The sequence below is a fragment of the Streptomyces sp. NPDC002499 genome, assembly GCF_053595415.1.
The window spans coordinates 290962-308267 of sequence record NZ_JBSFXO010000006.1; the positions used below are offsets into that span (position 1 = coordinate 290962).

11 protein-coding genes are annotated in these 17306 nt (G+C 70.1%); 5 read left to right on the forward strand and 6 right to left on the reverse strand.

The window, feature by feature from the left end:
* Positions 1 to 22 precede the first annotated feature (22 nt).
* Positions 23 to 733 (reverse strand): snapalysin, encoded by a 711-nt coding sequence (snpA, locus tag ACWD5F_RS18500; protein WP_451255533.1) that lies wholly within the window; start codon positions 731 to 733, stop codon positions 23 to 25.
* A gap of 174 nt (positions 734 to 907) precedes the next feature.
* Here snpA and ACWD5F_RS18505 point away from each other — a divergent pair, with 174 nt between their 5' ends.
* Positions 908 to 1906: a LysR family transcriptional regulator gene (locus tag ACWD5F_RS18505; protein WP_451255535.1), complete on the forward strand. Its 999-nt coding sequence runs from the start codon at positions 908 to 910 to the stop codon at positions 1904 to 1906.
* Positions 1907 to 1921: 15 nt separating this feature from the next.
* Here ACWD5F_RS18505 and ACWD5F_RS18510 read toward each other — a convergent pair whose 3' ends face one another.
* A complete protein-coding gene (locus ACWD5F_RS18510; RefSeq protein ID WP_451255537.1) occupies positions 1922 to 4006 on the reverse strand; it encodes a PhoX family protein in 2085 nt (694 codons plus the stop codon).
* A 233-nt stretch (positions 4007 to 4239) separates the two neighbouring features.
* Here ACWD5F_RS18510 and ACWD5F_RS18515 point away from each other — a divergent pair, with 233 nt between their 5' ends.
* Together ACWD5F_RS18515 and metG are read left to right on the forward strand one after the other, a co-directional pair.
* The gene (locus ACWD5F_RS18515) at positions 4240 to 5862 is read left to right on the forward strand and encodes a VWA domain-containing protein (RefSeq protein WP_451255539.1); all 1623 of its coding nucleotides are present in this window, start codon (positions 4240 to 4242) and stop codon (positions 5860 to 5862) included.
* A 146-nt stretch (positions 5863 to 6008) separates the two neighbouring features.
* The gene (gene metG / locus ACWD5F_RS18520) at positions 6009 to 7733 is read left to right on the forward strand and encodes a methionine--tRNA ligase (protein WP_451255541.1); all 1725 of its coding nucleotides are present in this window, start codon (positions 6009 to 6011) and stop codon (positions 7731 to 7733) included.
* 102 nt (positions 7734 to 7835) lie between these two features.
* Here the strand turns inward: metG and ACWD5F_RS18525 are convergent, their stop codons facing one another.
* Positions 7836 to 9182, reverse strand: a complete 1347-nt coding sequence (locus ACWD5F_RS18525) for a pectate lyase family protein (protein ID WP_451255543.1) — start codon at positions 9180 to 9182, stop codon at positions 7836 to 7838.
* A gap of 170 nt (positions 9183 to 9352) precedes the next feature.
* Between ACWD5F_RS18525 and ACWD5F_RS18530 the strand changes: the two genes are divergently transcribed.
* Entirely contained in the window at positions 9353 to 10873 is a 1521-nt protein-coding gene (locus tag ACWD5F_RS18530; protein ID WP_451255545.1) for a polysaccharide pyruvyl transferase family protein, read from the forward strand.
* A gap of 74 nt (positions 10874 to 10947) precedes the next feature.
* Here ACWD5F_RS18530 and ACWD5F_RS18535 read toward each other — a convergent pair whose 3' ends face one another.
* Positions 10948 to 11832 (reverse strand): intradiol ring-cleavage dioxygenase, encoded by an 885-nt coding sequence (locus ACWD5F_RS18535; RefSeq protein WP_451255547.1) that lies wholly within the window; start codon positions 11830 to 11832, stop codon positions 10948 to 10950.
* Positions 11833 to 11985: 153 nt separating this feature from the next.
* Complete coding sequence (gene aspS, locus ACWD5F_RS18540) at positions 11986 to 13749, reverse strand: aspartate--tRNA ligase (protein WP_451255549.1); 1764 nt, start codon at positions 13747 to 13749, stop codon at positions 11986 to 11988.
* A 176-nt stretch (positions 13750 to 13925) separates the two neighbouring features.
* Between aspS and ACWD5F_RS18545 the strand changes: the two genes are divergently transcribed.
* On the forward strand, positions 13926 to 16130 hold the full coding sequence (locus ACWD5F_RS18545) for a SpoIIE family protein phosphatase (protein WP_451255551.1): 2205 nt from the start codon (positions 13926 to 13928) through the stop codon (positions 16128 to 16130).
* Here the strand turns inward: ACWD5F_RS18545 and ACWD5F_RS18550 are convergent.
* A complete protein-coding gene (locus ACWD5F_RS18550; RefSeq protein WP_451255552.1) occupies positions 16085 to 17161 on the reverse strand; it encodes an AI-2E family transporter in 1077 nt (358 codons plus the stop codon). The genes ACWD5F_RS18545 and ACWD5F_RS18550 overlap by 46 nt on opposite strands.
* Between the last annotated feature and the right edge of the window lie 145 nt (positions 17162 to 17306).

Genomic DNA, 17306 nt, shown 5'->3' on the forward strand with positions numbered 1-17306 from the left:
GGTCGGTACCCGGCGTTAGGTCCTAACGCCCGGACTTCTGGAGGGACTTGTCGCTCGCGGCCTGGTCGAGGGCGGCGGCGAGGCCGTTCGCCCACAGTTGGTTCACCCGGGCCCGCTCGGCGGCGTTGGGGTTGGAGTTGGTGCAGGACGTGCCGGGGCCGCCGCCGGACATCAGCTCGCTGCACGGGCCCGTGTAGTGGTCGGGCAGACCGAGCACGTGCCCGGTCTCGTGGGCGGTGACGCGGGTCGAGTCGTACTGCTGGTTCTGCCGGTAGTCGAGGAAGACGTACCCGCGCCCGTGGCCGTCGGTGGAGGCGAAGGAGCCACGGGAGTCGTTGCCCTCGCGGTAGCTGAAGTTGGCGCTGGACGCGGACCCTGACTGGAGTCTCACGTTCGTCACCGCGCCGTTCCAGATCGCGGTGGAGCGGGCTATCTGGGTGGCGAAGGTGGGCGCGCGGGAAGCGTCGTAGATCACCGTGACGGCCGCCGCGCTGGTCGGGTTGGCGGCGCGCTTCTCGGCGACCGACTTCAGGACCGCCTGGAAGAAGGCCCGGCTGGCGTCGGACTCGGCGGCGGAGCCGGTGTAGGCCGAGTAGCCGGAGCCGCTGACCTGCGGGGCGGGCGCCGAGGCCGTGGCGGCGGCGGCCGGAACCGCCGTACCGAGACCGAGGACCGCGAGACCGATACCGGTCGCGACCGCGGAACGGGCATGCAGGGAAAGGGACTTGTTCATCGAGGACTCCTAGGTGGGGGTGAGTCTCGTCACCGAGGAGTTTCTGCGCCTGTGGCCCGGCTGTGATGATGGCAGTCGGCGATAGCACCGCCCTATCGGGAGCCCAATTCGTGTGTACCGGGCGGGATTTGTGCGTCTGGTGAAACGTCTGCTTCCGCTTTACGCTCCGTTTGCATGGACCTAGAGGTGAGGCACCTCCGTGCACTGTGCGCCATAGCCGACACCGGCAGCCTGCACCGGGCTGCCCGCCAACTGGGTGTCGCCCAGCCGTCGTTGAGCACCCAGCTGCGCCGGATCGAACAGGAGCTGGGCGGCCCGCTCTTCGTCCGGGCCCGCACCGGCTGCCGGCCCACTCCGCTGGGCCGTCTGGTACTCAGCCGCGCCCGCCCGCTGGTGGCCGAAATGCGCTCCCTGGTCAGCGAGGCCCGGGCCGCCGCGACGGGCGGCCAGGAACTGCGCGTCGGCTCCACCGCGAGCCGCGCCCTGGCGGGCTGGCTGCGCCGCCTGCGCGCCCACGGCCAGGACCCCACCCTGCACATGAACGTCTCCCCGAACGCCCTGCTGCGCATGGTCGCCGACGGCCAGCTCGACGTCGCCTTCGTGCACGAGGTCGAGGGCTCCCCGCTGCGCATCCCCGAGGGCCTGCCGCTGCGCGTCCTGATCGAGCGCGAACCGCAGTTCGTCTCCCTGCCCGCCGGCCACCCGGCCACCGCGCACGCCTCGGTGCACGTCTCCGAACTGGCCCGGGACCGCTGGATGATCGACCCCACGGTGGACGGCGAGTGGGACGCCGTGCAGCACATGTTCCGCACGGCGGGCATCAACCCCCATGTCCTGCACGGCGATTACCACACGGCCGCCGCCCTGGTGGACACCGGCGAGGTCGTCACCGTCTGCCAGCCGTCCTGCCTCCCCCGCCCCGACATGGCCGTACGCCGCCTGCACGGCGACCCCTTGGGCGTACGGCTCCTGCTCGCGGCCCGCACGGAGACGGACCTGGACGGCGCATTGCCGGCCCTGCGCGAGGCGTACTGGGAGGCGGCCCTGGAGGCACCGGCGTACCGGGAGTGGCTGGATCGCGAGGGTGGAAGACCCACGCCCGAGGGCAAAAGTATGAGACCTACGCCCGACGGCGGGGACCCCAGACCCGAGCCCGCCCCAGCCCTCCCGTAGGGGCTGTCGTCCGGATCAGACGCCGATGTCGCACCCGTCCTTGCGCCACACGGCGACGACAGCCGGGCGCACGATCCTGCCGGGGCCGTCGGGCCAGACGCTCGCCGGGCTCTCGACGGTCGCGCCGGCGATCTCGCCCGGGTGCTGCACGGCCACCAGCACCCGCCGGTCCTGCACGAGCGGACCACAGGTCTCGGCGCCGTTCGGCACGGTCAGGAACTGCTTGAGCTCACCGCGCCGCGGCCCCTTGGTCGCCACGCCGAACAGGCCGTCGTGGGAGCCGAGTTGGGCACCGTCGGTGGAGATCCACAGGTTGCCGTGCGGGTCGAAGGCCACGTTGTCCGGGCAGGAGATCGGGCTGACGTCGTCCTTGGGGAAACCCGCGAAATAAGTCGCGGGATCCTTCGGGTCACCGGCGACGAGGAACAGGGACCAGGCGAACTTCGTACTGTCGGCGCGGTTGTGACGCTCGGTCAGCTCCAGGATGTGCCCGTGCTTGTTGGCGTTGCGCGGGTTGGCCTCGTCGACGGGGGCGTTCGCACCGACACCGCGGTTGGTGTTGTTGGTGAGGGCGACGTACACCTTGCCGGTGTGCGGGTTGGGCTCGATGTCCTCGGGCCGGTCCATCTTGGTCGCGCCGACCTTGTCACCGGCGAGCCGGGTGAAGACGAGCACCTCCTCGGCCGTCATCCCCTGGACGTGCGAGACGGCACCCTTGGCGGTGGCGGTGGCCAGCGGAATCCACTCGCCGCTGCCGTCGAACTCCCCGTCGGCGGGCAGCTTCCCGGTCCCGTCGATCTCGAGGGCGGGGGAGTCGCCGGTGAGCTTGGCGACGTACAGGGTCCCCTCGTCGAGCAGCGTGAGATTGTGCTCACGCGCGGCACGGGAGGACCCCTTCTTCATCCGCTTGCTGCCGACGAACTTGTAGAAGTAGTCGAACCGCTCGTCGTCACCGGTGTAGACGACGGGACGCCCGTCGTCGGTGAGCCGCACGGTCGCGCCCTCGTGCTTCACGCGCCCGAGGGCGGTGCGCTTGCGGGGCGTGGAGGTCGGGTCGTACGGATCCAGCTCCACGACATAGCCGAACCGGTGCGACTCGTTGGGTTCCTGGAGCACGTCGAACCGCTTGTCGAAGCGTTCCCACTTGCGCTCGGTCGGCCCGGCGACCAGCCCGTACCGCTTGTCCGTCGCGCGGGCCCCGTTGGCGAAGTACTGGTTGAAGTTCTCCTCGCCGTGCAGGGTGGTGCCCCAAGGGGTGGTCCCGCCGGAGCAGTTGTTGAGCGTGCCGAGCACCTTGCGGCCGGTCGGGTCGGCGGAGGTCTTCAGCAGGTCGCTGCCGGCGGCGGGCCCGGTCACCTTGAACTCGGTGGTGACGGTGACGCGCCGGTTGAGGTGGTGCCGGGGCACGGGACGCAGGGCGCCGGTCCGCCGGTCCTCCTCGACGACCACGACACCGAGCCCGTGCGCGGCCCAGGCGACCTCGACCTGGTTGCGGGTGGGGTTGGCGGGGTCGTACCCGCGGAACATCAACACCTCGTCGGTGTACTCGTGGTTGGCGACGAGCAGCTGCCGCCGATGCTCACCCGGAACGGGCAACAGGGCGAGAAAGTCGTTGTTGTACCCGAACTGCCCGGCCTGGGCGGCGGCCGTCTGGTTCTCCGGGTCGAAGGCGGGGGCACCGCGCAGGATGGGCTCGCCCCAGCGGATGACGACGTTCTGCGCGTATCCGTCGGGGACGACGACGGCGTCGGCGGTGTTGGGAGCGACGGCCCCGAACCGCAGTCCGCGCGCGGCTTTGCCCTGGGGTTTGTGCGTTTTAGAGGATTCGGCGGACGACTCCCGCACCGCGGCCTCCGCGGGCCGGGCCCCGACCACACCGGCCGTCCCGGCAGCGGCGGCGACCGTGACGACGGCGGCGGCCCGCATCATCGAACGGCGACCGAGGGCACCGGCGATGACGTCACCGACGTACTCGTTGGAGCTGGTGTTGGGCGCCTCGTGGAAACAGGCGTCACCACACCGGAAACGACAGGTCAGGGAGGATCGTCCTCCCGGGTGCGAGTCGGACGGCATCCCGATGATCGGCAACTGCTTGCGCACTTTACTCTCCCCTTGCATGCCCTTGGCTTGAACGTGACGCTAGGGGCACGCATGTGCGGGAGCGCTGACGCGGGTTGAACGAAAGGTGAACCCCGGTTGGCCGCGGGGCTGTTGACACCGGGCCCGCTACTGTCTCCCGCCCCTGCCCAAGATCACCGCCTGGGGCCGCTAACCTTACGTGTCCGTCCTGGCCAGGGATTGACGGGCTTCAACTCACGCGAAGGGTTGCGCACATGGGCATTCTCACTCTCCTGCGGAACGCGTTCGGCAGGTCACGCAAGGGGCGTGCCGCCGAAGCAGAGGGTGCGGACCGAACCCCTTCGCAGCGGACGGAGGAGACGCCGGTCACATCGACCGAGCCGTCCCCCGCTCCGCAGCCGACGGTCCCCGCACAGTCACAGTCCTCTTCCGACGAGCACGACCTGGTGGCAGCGGCCTTCGACAAGGTCGCCGTCCCGAAGCCGGCTTCGCCGGTGGAGGGGGAGCGGGTCGTCGAGGCCCCGGTCACCGAGGAACCGACGCCGGAGGCGGAAGCGGAACCGGTCGTGGTCGTCGTGCCCGCCGAGACGCTGATCGCCGAAGAGGAAGAAGAAGAGGTCACCGCCGAGGAGCCTCCGGCGAAGCCGGTGGTGACGGAGCCGGTGGCCGAGGAGCCGGTGGCCGCGGAGGCCGAACCGCTGGTCGTCCTTGCCGAGACCTCGGTCACGGAAGAGGAAGTGATCACCGCCGAGGCGGTCATCGTGCTCGTGCCGCCGACGGAGGAGGAGCCCGCGGCGGAGACTCCCGAGCCGACGGTGGAACCGGAACCGACGGTGGACCCGGCCGCGACCACTGTCGACGAACCGGAAGCAGCCGCAGTCGCCGAACCGGCCGATGCCGCCACTTCCGAGCCCGCCGCTCCCGAGCCTGCGGCAGTCGCCGAACCGACCGATGCCGCCGCTCCCGAAGCCACCGCTTCCGAGCCCGCGGCCACGGCAGTCGCCGAACCGGTAGCCGAAGAGGTCGCCGAACCGGTAGCCGCGGAGGTCGTCGAACCGACCGCTCCCGCGACCCCCGAACCTGCCGCGGCCCCCGAGCCCGCCACCACCCCCGAACTCGCCGCCACCCCCGAGCCCGCGGCCGCCGATGTCGAGGAAGCCCCACAGGGGCCACCCGCACTCGACGACGAAAGCAGCACGGGTGGTGCGGGTGGGAACATCATCGAGGCCGAAGGCGAAGCCGAGGCCGAGGTCCCCGCCCCCACAGACCCCGTAGGGACCGCCCTCGCCAAGGCCAACCTCACCGGCACCCAGGCCAAGCTCTACCTCGTCCTGGACCGCTCCGCGAGCATGCGCCCGTACTACAAGGACGGCTCCGCCCAGGCCCTCGCCGACCAGACCCTCGCCCTGGCGACCCACCTGGACCCCGCAGAAACCCCCACCGTCCACGTCGTCTTCTTCTCCACGGAAGTGGACGGCACCACAGACCTCACCGCCGCCTCCCCCGAGAACGCGATCGACGAGACCCACGCCGGCCTCGGCCGCATGGGCCGCACCAGCTACCACGCCGCCGTCGAAGCCGTACTCGCGCACTACGACAAGAACGCCACCCCCGGCACCCCCGCCCTGGTCGTCTTCCAGACGGACGGCGCCCCGGACGCGAAGACCCCGGCGACCCAGTCCCTGACGGACGCCGCGAAGTCGCACGCCTCCGTGTTCTTCTCGTTCGTCGCGTTCGGCGACCACGACAACAAGGCCTTCGACTACCTCCGCAAGCTGAAGACCGCCAACACGGCCTTCTTCCACGCGGGCCCGACCCCCCTGGAACTCACGGACGCGGAACTCTACGACGGCGTCCTGATCGACTGGCGCCCGTAAGTCCGCGCTCCACCCCGTCGCACCCCGTGCCGTCCGCTTCTCACCCAATAAAACGGGAGGCGGACGGCATACACATGTCGGCTACGATTTCAAGGTTCACACCTGCAGAACACCTTGCAGAAACCGCGACCTGGGAGCAGCCCCCGATGGCTCGACACCTCATCACCAGCGCCCTTCCGTACATCAACGGGATCAAGCACCTGGGCAACATGGTGGGGTCCATGCTCCCGGCGGACGTCTACTCCCGTTACCTGCGCCAGCGCGGCCACGACGTGCTCTACATCTGCGCGACGGACGAGCACGGCACCCCGGCCGAACTGGCCGCGAAGGAGCAGGGCATCCCCGTAGCCGAGTTCTGCGCGCAGGCGCACGACGCGCAGAAGGCGATCTACGACGGCTTCGCGCTGGACTTCGACTACTTCGGCCGCAGCTCCTCCCCGCAGAACAGGGAGATCACGCAGCACTTCGCCCGCCGCCTGAACGAGAACGGCTTCATCGAAGAGCGCGCGATCCGCCAGGTGTACTCGCCCACCGACGGCCGTTTCCTCCCGGACCGCTACGTCGAGGGCACCTGCCCGCACTGCGGCTACGACAAGGCCCGCGGCGACCAGTGCGAGAACTGCACCCGCGTGCTCGACCCGACGGACCTCATCAACCCCCGGTCCGCGATCTCCGGCTCCACCGACCTGGAGGTCCGCGAGACCAAGCACCTCTTCCTCCTCCAGTCGAAGCTCCAGAACGAGGTCGAGGAGTGGGTCGCGGCGCACGAGGAGGAATGGCCGCAGCTGGCGTCCTCCATCGCCCGCAAGTGGCTCACCGAGGGCCTGCACGACCGCGCGATCACCCGTGACCTGGACTGGGGCGTCCCCGTCCCGGCGGACACCTGGCCGGAGCTGGCCGCGGAGGGCAAGGTCTTCTACGTCTGGTTCGACGCCCCGATCGAGTACATCGGCGCGACGAAGGAGTGGTCGGACCAGGACCCGGAGAACCGCGACTGGAAGGCGTGGTGGTACGAGTCCGACGCCGGCGAGAACCCGGTCCGGTACACGGAGTTCATGGCGAAGGACAACGTCCCGTTCCACACGGTGATGTTCCCGGCCACGGAGCTCGGCATCCGCGAGCCCTGGAAGATGGTCGACTACGTCAAGGCCTTCAACTGGCTGACGTACTACGGCGGAAAGTTCTCCACGAGCCAGAAGCGCGGTGTCTTCACCGACCAGGCCCTGGACATCCTCCCGGCGGACTACTGGCGGTACTTCCTGATCGCCAACGCCCCCGAGTCGGACGACTCGTCCTTCACCTGGGAGCACTTCACGGCGACGGTGAACAAGGACCTCGCCGACACCCTCGGCAACTTCGTGAACCGCGTCCTGTCGTTCTCGAAGAAGCGCTTCGGCGACGAGGTCCCGGCGGGCGCGGCGGCGGGCGCGGCGGAGACGAAGCTCGGCGAACAGATCGCGGAGCTCCTCGCGGAGTACGAGTCCCAGCTGGAGGCCCTCCAGTTCCGCAAGGCCGCGGCAGCACTGCGCGCCCTGTGGTCGGCCGGCAACTCCTACCTGGAGGAGAAGGCCCCCTGGCTGGAGATCAAGACCGACAAGGACGCGGCGGCCCTCACCCTCCGTACGGCGATGAACCTGATCCACCTCTACGCGGTGGTCTCGGAACCCCTCATCCCGACGTCGTCGAAGGCCATGCGCCAGGCGTTCGCCCTCGCCGAGGACACGGCGACCTGGGTCACCCCCGACCAGGCCCGCGCCCTCGACTCGGTCCCCACCGGCACCCCCTTCACGGTCCCCCCGGTCCTCTTCGCCAAGCTCACGGACGAGGACCTGGAGAACTACAAGGAGCGCTTCGGCGGCGAGCCCGCGTAACGACGTATTGGTGTGACCGTATTGCGGCGTGAGGCCCCGGGCCCGTGAACATCCCGGGGCCTCACGCCTGTTCTGGGAGCCGTCCCGACAGCCGAAGCCGTCCTACGACAGCACGCCCGCCCCCGTCGTCGACGCCAGCTCCGTGAGCAGGTTCTTCGCCGACGTCTCAAGTCCCGCCGTGAGCGTCGGCGTCCAGTTCACGGACGTCTTGATCTTCTTCGACGCGGCGGCGTTGTACGCGGCGACCAGGTCCGTCGCCGTGCCGTTGACGAGGTTCCCGGAGCCCGCGACCGAGCCGGTGCCGTCGCCGCTCAGCAGCTTGGCGATCTTTCCGCCGGCCGGCACCTTCCAGTAGTTGTTCTGGGCCACGACCTGCGCCTTGGCACGGGAGTTGATGCTGTACTGCGGCGCGTAGCCGTTCACCTCGGTCGTGTCGTAGACGTTGTTGTAGAGGTGGATCTGGCCGAGGCGGGCCAGCGGAGCGCGCTGGACGATGCCCTTCCACACGTTGTGGTGGATGGAGACGCGCAGCTTGCCGGTGCTGTCGGTGTCACTGCTGCCGATCAGCATCGTCTTGTCGTGGTCGGTGAACCGGTTGCGCTCGACGGTGACGAGGTCGGAGCCCTTGGTGATGTCCAGGGCGCCGTCGTGGATCTGGTACTCGCGGCCGTAGTACGTGGGGTTGGCACTGTCGAAGTGGGCCGCGTCGGTGAACGTGTTGTGGTCCGCCCAGACATGGGTCGCCCCACGCAGGGTGACGGAGTCGTACTCCGAGTTCCAGTTGCCGGCGTCGCCGTCCGTCGGGTCCCACTGCGGGAAGCAGTCCTCGGTGGCGGCGAAGGTGAGGTTGCGGACGATGACGTTGTCGACGTTCTGGATCTGGAGCATGCCGCCGGTGATGCCGGCCTTGGTGCCCGGGACGCCGACGATGCTGGTGTTGGCCGGCACCTTGAGGACGACGTTCTTGGCCTGTCTGTCCTGGGCCGCGGCCCGCGCCTTCTCCTGCGTGCCGGAGGGCAGCTTGGAACGCCCGTAGGTGGCGGGGTCGTACGCCTTCAGATAGGCGGTCAGCGCATACCCGGTGCCCGACGCGTAGTCGGCGCAGGTCAGCTTCTTGCCTGCGGCGTCGGTGTTGGCGTCGATCGTGCCCTTGACCTTGATGATCCGCGGTGTCGTGTCGGACACCGAGCCGAGCGCCTTCACCAGCTGCGCACGCGTGGAGACGGTGAAGGTGTGCGCGGCGTCCGCCTTCGCACCACCGGTCGTGCCGGTCCCGGACGACGCCCAGCCGTCCTTGGCGGCGAGCGTCCGGTGATAGAGGTCGACGGTCGTACCGGCGTTCGCGTTCAGCACGACGACACCGGCACCCCCGACGGCGACCACGGCCGCAGCAGAGACGACGACGACGCGGCGCGCGCGAAGGGACCGACGGTGGGAAGCAGAGGCCACGGATGAGTCCTTACGTGGTGCGAAGACAGCCATGCTCGACGTGAAGCTCCCGCGAAGGGACCTTCCGACTCACCAGTGGTCACACGATCGAAAAAGGTTGCCTCTTGTCACACTGATCGATCTCTTACGCTCCCTTCACTACACATTTACCTCGCTATAGGGTTCCGTTCGTGAAACGCATCCTGATCCGCTCCGGCAAGAGCCCCTTCCGTGTCGCCACTCCGGCGGAGTTCATCCAGCAGGACCTGATCGGGACGAACACGGGCAATCTCATCTTCAGCGACTCCGCGCACAAGATGCTGACGACCCCGGACACCGAGGTGACGTCGAACGGCATCAGGACCGACATCTCGGCCCGCCGCGCCGCCGAGATCAACGAGCAGTACGACGTCTTCGTCGTCCCGCTCGCCAACGCCTTCCGCCCCGCCTTCAAGGGCTCCCTCGACCGGCTGTCGACGCTGATCGAGCAACTCACCATCCCGGTCGTGGTGTTCGGCGTCGGCGCCCAGGCGCCCGCGGACTACGACACCGAGTGGCTGCGGCCGATGGCCGACTCCGTGCGCCGCTTCGCCCGCGCCGTCCTGGAGCGCTCCGCCTCCATCGGCGTCCGCGGCGAACTGACCGCCGGCTACCTGCGCGACCTCGGTTTCCACGACGTGGACATCATCGGCTGCCCGTCGATGTTCCTGTACGGCGCGACCTTCCCCGAGATACGGGCCTCGGAGCTCACCTCCGACTCCCGCATCGCCCTGAACCTCTCGCCGGACGCGATCCCCGTCGGCGACATCGCGGGCATCGCCCGCACCGCGTGGGAGCGCTACCCCGACCTCATGTACTACGCGCAGAACACCGCCGACGCGGAACTGCTGATGTGGGGCGACACCACCCCCGAGTCCGGCCACGAGGACGCCTTCCCGCTCCAGCTCAGCCACGCCCTCCTCCAGGAGAACAAGGTCCGCATGCCGCTGGACCCGGCGACCTGGATCGACGAACTGCGCGCGTACGACTTCGCCTACGGCACCCGCATCCACGGCAATGTCGCGGCCCTGCTGGCCGGCACCCCGAGCGTCGTCCTCACCCACGACTCGCGCACCCTCGAACTCTGCCGCTACTTCGACATCCCGCACCGCCCGCTCACCGAACTGACCGCCGACACCGACCCGCGGGACCTGTACGACGAGGCCGACTTCTCCGCGATGCTCAAGGGCCACGGCGAGCGCTTCGAGCGCATCATCGCCTTCCTCGACCGCAACGACCTGGAGAACACCTACAGCCACGGCGACGGCGGCGCCGCCTTCGACGCCCGCATGGCCGCCCTCGACCTGCCCGCGTCGATGCCGGTCTGGGACGGCGGGGACGACGGCCAGCTGCGCTACCGCATCAGCAGCCTGCGCGAGCGCATCACCGCGGCCGACACCAGGTCCGGCGAACGGGCCGCCAAGCAGGCCAAGGAGAACAAGGAACTGCGCGGCAGGCTCGCCGCCGCCGAGAAGCGCGCGAGCGAGACCGCCCGCCAGCTCGACGCCCTGCGCAAGGAACTGGCCGCCGCCACCAAGCGCCTGGGCGCGGTGGAGCGCCGGGTCACCGGCATCGACCGGCGGGTCCTGGTCCGCCTCGGCCCGGCCCTGCGCCGCCGTACTCACAGGGCGCCGGCCACGGCGCCGGGCAAGACCCCGGTCGGCAACGACTGACGCGTCCCTGCTCACGTCCCGAGGGCGCCCGGAACCTCACTGCCAGGTTCCCGGGCGCCCTCGGCTCGCGTAGCTCAGCCGTCGTGCGTCTCGTCCGTCGCCACTTCCAGGGTCAGGCGGCCGTGGACGCCCCGGGCGAAGTGCCTGCGGTCGTACTTGAGGTAGAGCAGGCCGCCCGCGTGTCCGTTGTCCGGGTAGATGGAGTCCTCGTCGAGGGTGACGCGCGTAGTGGTGTTGCTCGCGTACGGCTCCACCTCGGCCGACAGCAGGACCGACGGCTCGTCGAAGAACAGCTGGCCCGTGTGGCAGGCGTGCCCGCCCTCGTAGCCGGCGTCGGTCCAGGTGCCGTCCACGTGGACCTTCACATGGATGTGGACGCAACGGCCCTGGTACCAGCCGGGGAAGACGGTCCGGAAGGTGACCTCGCCGTGCCGGTCGGTGCGCCAGGTGCCGCGCAGGTAGCGCTCGTCGTCGGTCGGCTCCTGGTGGCCGCCGCCACCGCCCGGGGGAGGGCCGGTGGGGGCATCCGTGGGCGGAGGGCCCGTCGGGCCGCCGCCCCCGCCGCCGCTGCCCATGTCCTCGTAGCCGGAGTACACGCCCGTGGCGTTGCAGTGCCAGATGTCCACGGCCGCGTTGCGGACCGGCTTGCACGTGTCCGCGTCGATCACTTTGAGCTGGAGGGCGAGCGGGACGCCCTCCTGGTCCTCCGTGACATCCCGGCGGATCTTGTCGGCGTCGATGTAGTACGGCCCCTCGACCAGCTCGGAGGTCAGCGTGTAGCAGGTGTCCTCCGGGGCGCCCGGCTTCGGGGCGCTCTGTTTCGGGCCACCCTCCTGGGCGGATGCGCCGGTGGCGAGGGCGGTGCCCGCACCGGCCGCGGTCACCGCGACACCGCCGGCCACCAAGACCGTGCGGCGGGCCAACGTCCCTCTGTCTTCGGGTGTTTGAGTGTCCGTCATGGTCAGCGAACGTAGGCGTGAGCTACTCGGCAGGAACATCTGAAAGAGCTGTGAATCGCGGTGCCCAAGCGAAAGGGCTCGAAACCGACGCCGGTTTCGAGCCCTTCGGTACCGCTCAGCGTGCTTGTGTCACCACCGCTCGGACCGCTGGTGTCACTTCGCCTGCGGCTTGCGCACCTGGAGGTGCAGCTCCTTCAGGCGGGCCTCCTCCAGCTCCGTCGGAGCGCCCATCATCAGGTCCTGGGCGTTGCCGTTGAGCGGGAAGGAGATGGTCTCGCGGATGTTCGGCTCGTCGGCCAGCAGCATCACGATCCGGTCGACGCCGGGGGCGATGCCGCCGTGCGGCGGGGCGCCGAAGCGGAACGCGCGCAGCATGCCGGCGAACTTGTCCTCGACGGTGTCCCGGTCGTAGCCCGCGATCTCGAACGCCTTGAGCATGATGTCGGGCTCGTGGTTGCGGATCGCGCCGGAGGACAGCTCGACGCCGTTGCAGACGATGTCGTACTGCCAGCCCAGGATGTCCAGCGGGTCCTGCGTCTCCAGGGCCTCGAGACCGCCCTGCGGCATGGAGAAGGGGTTGTGCGAGAAGTCGATCGCGCCGGTCTCCTCGTCCTTCTCGTACATCGGGAAGTCGACGATCCAGCAGAACCGGAAGACGCCCTCCTCGAAGTGCCCGGCGCGCTTGGCGGCCTCGACCCGGACCGCGCCCATGATCTTGGAGACCTCGTCGAACTCGCCCGCGCCGAAGAAGACGGCGTGACCGGCGGCCAGCGACAGGCGCTTGGTCAGTTCGGCGATGTTCTCCTCGGTCAGGAACTTCGCGATCGGGCCGGTCAGCGAGCCGTCGTCGGTCACGCGGACCCAGGCCAGGCCCTTCGCGCCGAGCGTGACCGCGTAGTCGCCGAGCTGGTCGAAGAACTTGCGGGGCTGCGCCGAGACGTCCGGCACCGCGAGCGCCCGCACGTGCTTGCCGGCGAAGGCCTTGAACTCCGAGCCCTCGAAGATGTCGGTGATGTCGGTGAGTTCGAGCTTGGCGCGCAGGTCCGGCTTGTCGGAGCCGTACTTGAGCATCGACTCGCGGAACGGGATGCGCGGGAAGGGGGAGGTGACCTCCTGGCCGCCGCCGAACTCCGTGAACAGCTCGGTCATGAGCTGCTCGATCGGACGGAACACGTCCTCCTGCTCGACGAAGCTCATCTCCACGTCGAGCTGGTAGAACTCGCCCGGCGAACGGTCCGCGCGGGCGTCCTCGTCACGGAAACAGGGCGCGATCTGGAAGTAGCGGTCGAAGCCCGAGATCATCAGCAGCTGCTTGAACTGCTGCGGCGCCTGCGGCAGGGCGTAGAACTTGCCCGGGTTCAGCCGGGACGGGACGACGAAGTCACGGGCGCCCTCGGGGGAGGTCGCGGACAGGATCGGCGTCGCCATCTCGTTGAAGCCGAGCGCGACCATCTTCGAGCGGATCGCGGCGATCACCGAGGAGCGCAGCATGATGTTGCGGTGCATGCGCTCGCGGCGCAGGTCCAGGAAGCGGTACTCCAGGCGCCGCTCCTCGTTGACCCCGTCCTCGGTGTTGATCGTGAAGGGCAGCGGCGCGGCCGCGCCGAGCAGCTCGACCTCGCCGACCTCGACCTCGACCTCACCGGTCGGCAGATCCGCGTTCACGTTGTCCGTGCCGCGGGAGACCACCTTGCCGTCGACGCGGACCGTCGACTCCTTGGTGACCTTGTCCAGCGCCTCGTAGGCGGGCGTGCCCGGGCGGGCGACGAGCTGCGTGATGCCGTAGTGATCGCGCAGATCGATGAAGAGGATGCCGCCCAGGTCGCGCCGATTGTGCAGCCAGCCGCTCAGCCGGACGTCGGTGCCGACGTCAGAGGCGCGGAGCTCGCCGCAGGTGTGGGACCTGTACCGATGCATCGTCGTTCATCCAGTCTTCGCGAATCGGAGTCTGTGCCAGTCGGGGTGTTTCACGTGAAACACTCGGCCCAGCCTACCGGGGACCCCAAGATCGGCTCCCCACCATTCAGGGCCCGGAACACTTCTCACACCCCGATCAGTGGCACTCATCGATCACCTTTTCTTAAAGTGGGGCAATGCGCACTGGTGAGCCTCTGCCCGCCGTGGGGGAGGTTCTGGCCGCCCTCGCGACCGGCCTGTGGTCCTGGGACACCGCCACGGAGGCGGTCACGGTGGACGCCGAGGCCGCCCGTCTGCTGGGGCTGCCCGCGAAGGCGGCCACCCTCACGGAGGCCCAGATCCGGTCCCGGCTGCACCCCGTCGACTGGAACGAGATCGCCGGCATCGTCGGTCTCGCCGTCGCCGAGGGCACCCTCGCCGAGGTGCGGGTCCGGGTCATGGACGAGCACGGCCGGGTGATCCGCGTCGTCCGCTCCCGCTCCAAGCCGTCGTACGACCCCGCGCAGGAAGCGTTCCAGCTGATCGGCACCCTCCAGGAGGTCACCGAGCCGACCCCGGGCAGCCCCGCGGGGCGCAGCGCCGTCACGGGCGACTGGCGGCGCTCCCGGGAGGCGTTCCTGCTGGACGCGGGCCGGGCGCTGGCCGAGGCGCGGTCGACGGCGGAGGTGCTGCGGGTCGCGGCGGGCCTGTCGATGCCGGGCTTCTCCCCGGACGGGCTCGCGGTCTTCGAGGTGGCGGGCGACCGCCTGTCGATCATCGGCCTGCACGGCTACCAGCCCGGCGACGAGGACCCGTTCTCCCCGATGTCCCTGAACGCGGACTATCCGGCCGCCGAGGTGATCCGCACCGGCCGCGCGGTCTACCTCTCGTCGCCCGGCGACTACAAGGCCCGCTATCCGGTCATGTGGCAGCTGATCGAGCACCTCGGCCGCGAGTCCTGGGCGTATCTGCCGCTGACGGTGGCGGGCCGCACGATGGGGGCCTGGATGGCGTCCTTCGCGTATCCCGTCGCCTTCACCCCCGACGAGCGCTCGGTCCTGACCACCATCGCCCGCATGCTCGCCCAGGCACTCTCCCGGGCCGGCGTCGAGGAGAGCGAGCGCGCTCTCACCGACGGCCTCCAGCGCTCCATGCTGCCGACCCTGGGCCCCCGAATACCGGGCATGAACGTCGCCGCCCGCTATGTGCCCACCGGCGGCGGCCTCCAGGTCGGCGGCGACTGGTACGACATGATCCCGCTGCCCGGCAACACCGCGGGCGGCGGCCGGATCGCCCTGGTCATCGGCGACGTCCAGGGTCACGACGTACGGGCGGCCGGTCTGATGGGCCAGCTGCGGATCGCCCTGCGCGCCTACGCCTCCGAGGGACACCGCCCCGACGCGGTGCTCTCCCGCGCCTCCCGCTTCCTGCACGGGATGACCTACGGCTCCCCCGAGGACGCCTCCGACCTGCGCTTCGCGACCTGCCTGTACATCGAGGCCGACCCGGCCACCGGCACCCTGGACATCGCGCGGGCCGGCCACCCGGACCCGGCGATCCGGATGGCGGACGGCACGGTGCTGGCCCGGCCGACGGCGGGCGGGCTGCCGCTCGGCATCGACCCGGACGCCGACTACCCGACCACCCGGATCACCCTCGAACCCGGCGAGACCATGCTGATCTGCACGGACGGCCTGATCGAGACCGGCGGCCACGACCTGGACACGGGCTGGCAGCGGATCCGTACGATCCTCGAAGAGCACGAGGGCGGCCTCGAGGAGCTGGCCGACGCCCTGGTGCAGGGCGTGCACGGGCCCTCCTCCCACCACACCACCGGCCCGCTCGCCGACCGCCGTGAGGACGACATAGCGGTGCTGCTGCTGTCCCGCCCGGGCACCGCCGACGCCAAGGACACACCGACCGGGCTGGCGCCGACGGTCCGGCGGACCATGATGTCGGTCGCCCAGGCGGAGCCGGAACGGGTGGCGGTGGCCCGGCAGCAGCTGCGCGAGCTGCTGCACGACTGGACCTCGCAGGACCAGATCGACTCGGCGGTCCTGCTGCTGTCCGAGATGCTCACCAACGTCCTCGTGCACACCGACGCCGACGCGCTGCTGCTGGCCGAGGTGCGCGACGAGACCGACGGGCGCCGGATGCGCATCGAGGTCACCGACACCAGCGACGACCTCCCGCACAAGCGCCGCCCCGGCGAGCTGGCCTCCTCCGGCCGCGGCCTGGTCCTCATCGAACTCCTCGCCGACACCTGGGGCGTGGACCCGCGCGGCGAGGGCAAGAGCATCTGGTTCGAACTCCACGAGCCCGAACCGAAGGACACCGAGGGGTACGAGATCCAGGGCTACGAGGTCGAGGGCGCCGGCGACTCCACCGGCCCCGGCGCCTGAGGCGGCGCCCCGTAGCGCGTTCGCAGTTCGTGCAGGACCCCGAAGGCGGCCGCCGTCAGCGGTACGGCGAGCAGCATGCCGAGGATGCCGGCGACGGACGCGCCCGCGGTGATCGTCAGCATCACCACCGCCGGGTGCATCTGGACCGTCCGGCTCTGGATCATCGGCTGGAGCACATGCCCCTCCAGGACCTGCACGGCGAGCACCACACCGAGGGCCCACAGGGCGATCACGAAGCCGCGGTCGGCGAGCGCGACCAGGACGGCGACGGCGCCGGAGAGGAAGGCGCCGAGGTAGGGGATGTAGGCGCCGACGAAGACCAGCGCGCCCAGGCCGACGGCGCCGGGGACGTCGAGCACGAGCAGGCCCACGGTGATGCACAGGGCGTCGATGAGCGCGATGAGCGTGGTCCCGCGCATGAACCCCTCGACGGCCTCGAAGGCCCGGCGCGCCATGGCCTCGACGAGGTCGGCGGTGCCGCGCGGGGCGATGGACCGCAGGGTGCCGACGGCGCGGTGGGAGTCGCGCAGGAAGAAGAAGACCAGGAGCAGGGCGAGGACGGCCATGGCGATGACCTCGCCGACCACACTGACCCCGCTGATCACGTTGGAGGCCGCGGTGCCGCCGAACTTGGTGAGCAGTTCCTTGGCGTTGGAGGCGAGGTCGTCCAGCGAGGTCCCGGCGGCCCCGAAGTGCTCGGTGAGCGAGTGCGCCGCGTCCTTGAGCGAGGCGACGATCTCGTCGCCGGTGTCGATCAGCGCCGCGACCACGATGTACACGGCCCCGCCGACCACGGCGACCACCGCGACGCAGGTGAGCCCGGCGGCCACCGACCGGTTGACCCGCGCCTTCACCAGCCGCCGGTACAGCGGCCCGAGCAGCGCCGTCCCCAGCAGCGCGAGCAGCACCGGCGTGACGGCCGTCTTGAGCTCCCCGCACAGCCGGATCCCGACGTATCCGACCCCGGCGAGCAGCAACAGCACAACACACCAGGCGGCGAACCGGCGAACGGCCTCGGGAAGCAGCTGCACACCCCCACCCGACCACGCCCCGCCCTTCACGTCCCGCCCGAACACCCCGTCCGGGTGACGGCCCGTCAGCAGGTCATGCGGTTGCCGGGCATTCGGCGGCGCCCGTACCGACGGAAGGGCCCCGTCCGGCTGTCGTAGCCGGGCG

Coding starts and splice junctions, on each gene's coding strand:
- snpA (WP_451255533.1), bottom strand. CDS start 733: ATGAACAAGTCCCTTTCCCTGCATGCCCGTTCCGCGGTCGCGACCGGT.
- ACWD5F_RS18505 (WP_451255535.1), top strand. CDS start 908: ATGGACCTAGAGGTGAGGCACCTCCGTGCACTGTGCGCCATAGCCGAC.
- ACWD5F_RS18515 (WP_451255539.1), top strand. CDS start 4,240: ATGGGCATTCTCACTCTCCTGCGGAACGCGTTCGGCAGGTCACGCAAG.
- metG (WP_451255541.1), top strand. CDS start 6,009: ATGGCTCGACACCTCATCACCAGCGCCCTTCCGTACATCAACGGGATC.
- ACWD5F_RS18535 (WP_451255547.1), bottom strand. CDS start 11,832: ATGACGGACACTCAAACACCCGAAGACAGAGGGACGTTGGCCCGCCGC.
- aspS (WP_451255549.1), bottom strand. CDS start 13,749: ATGCATCGGTACAGGTCCCACACCTGCGGCGAGCTCCGCGCCTCTGAC.
- ACWD5F_RS18545 (WP_451255551.1), top strand. CDS start 13,926: ATGCGCACTGGTGAGCCTCTGCCCGCCGTGGGGGAGGTTCTGGCCGCC.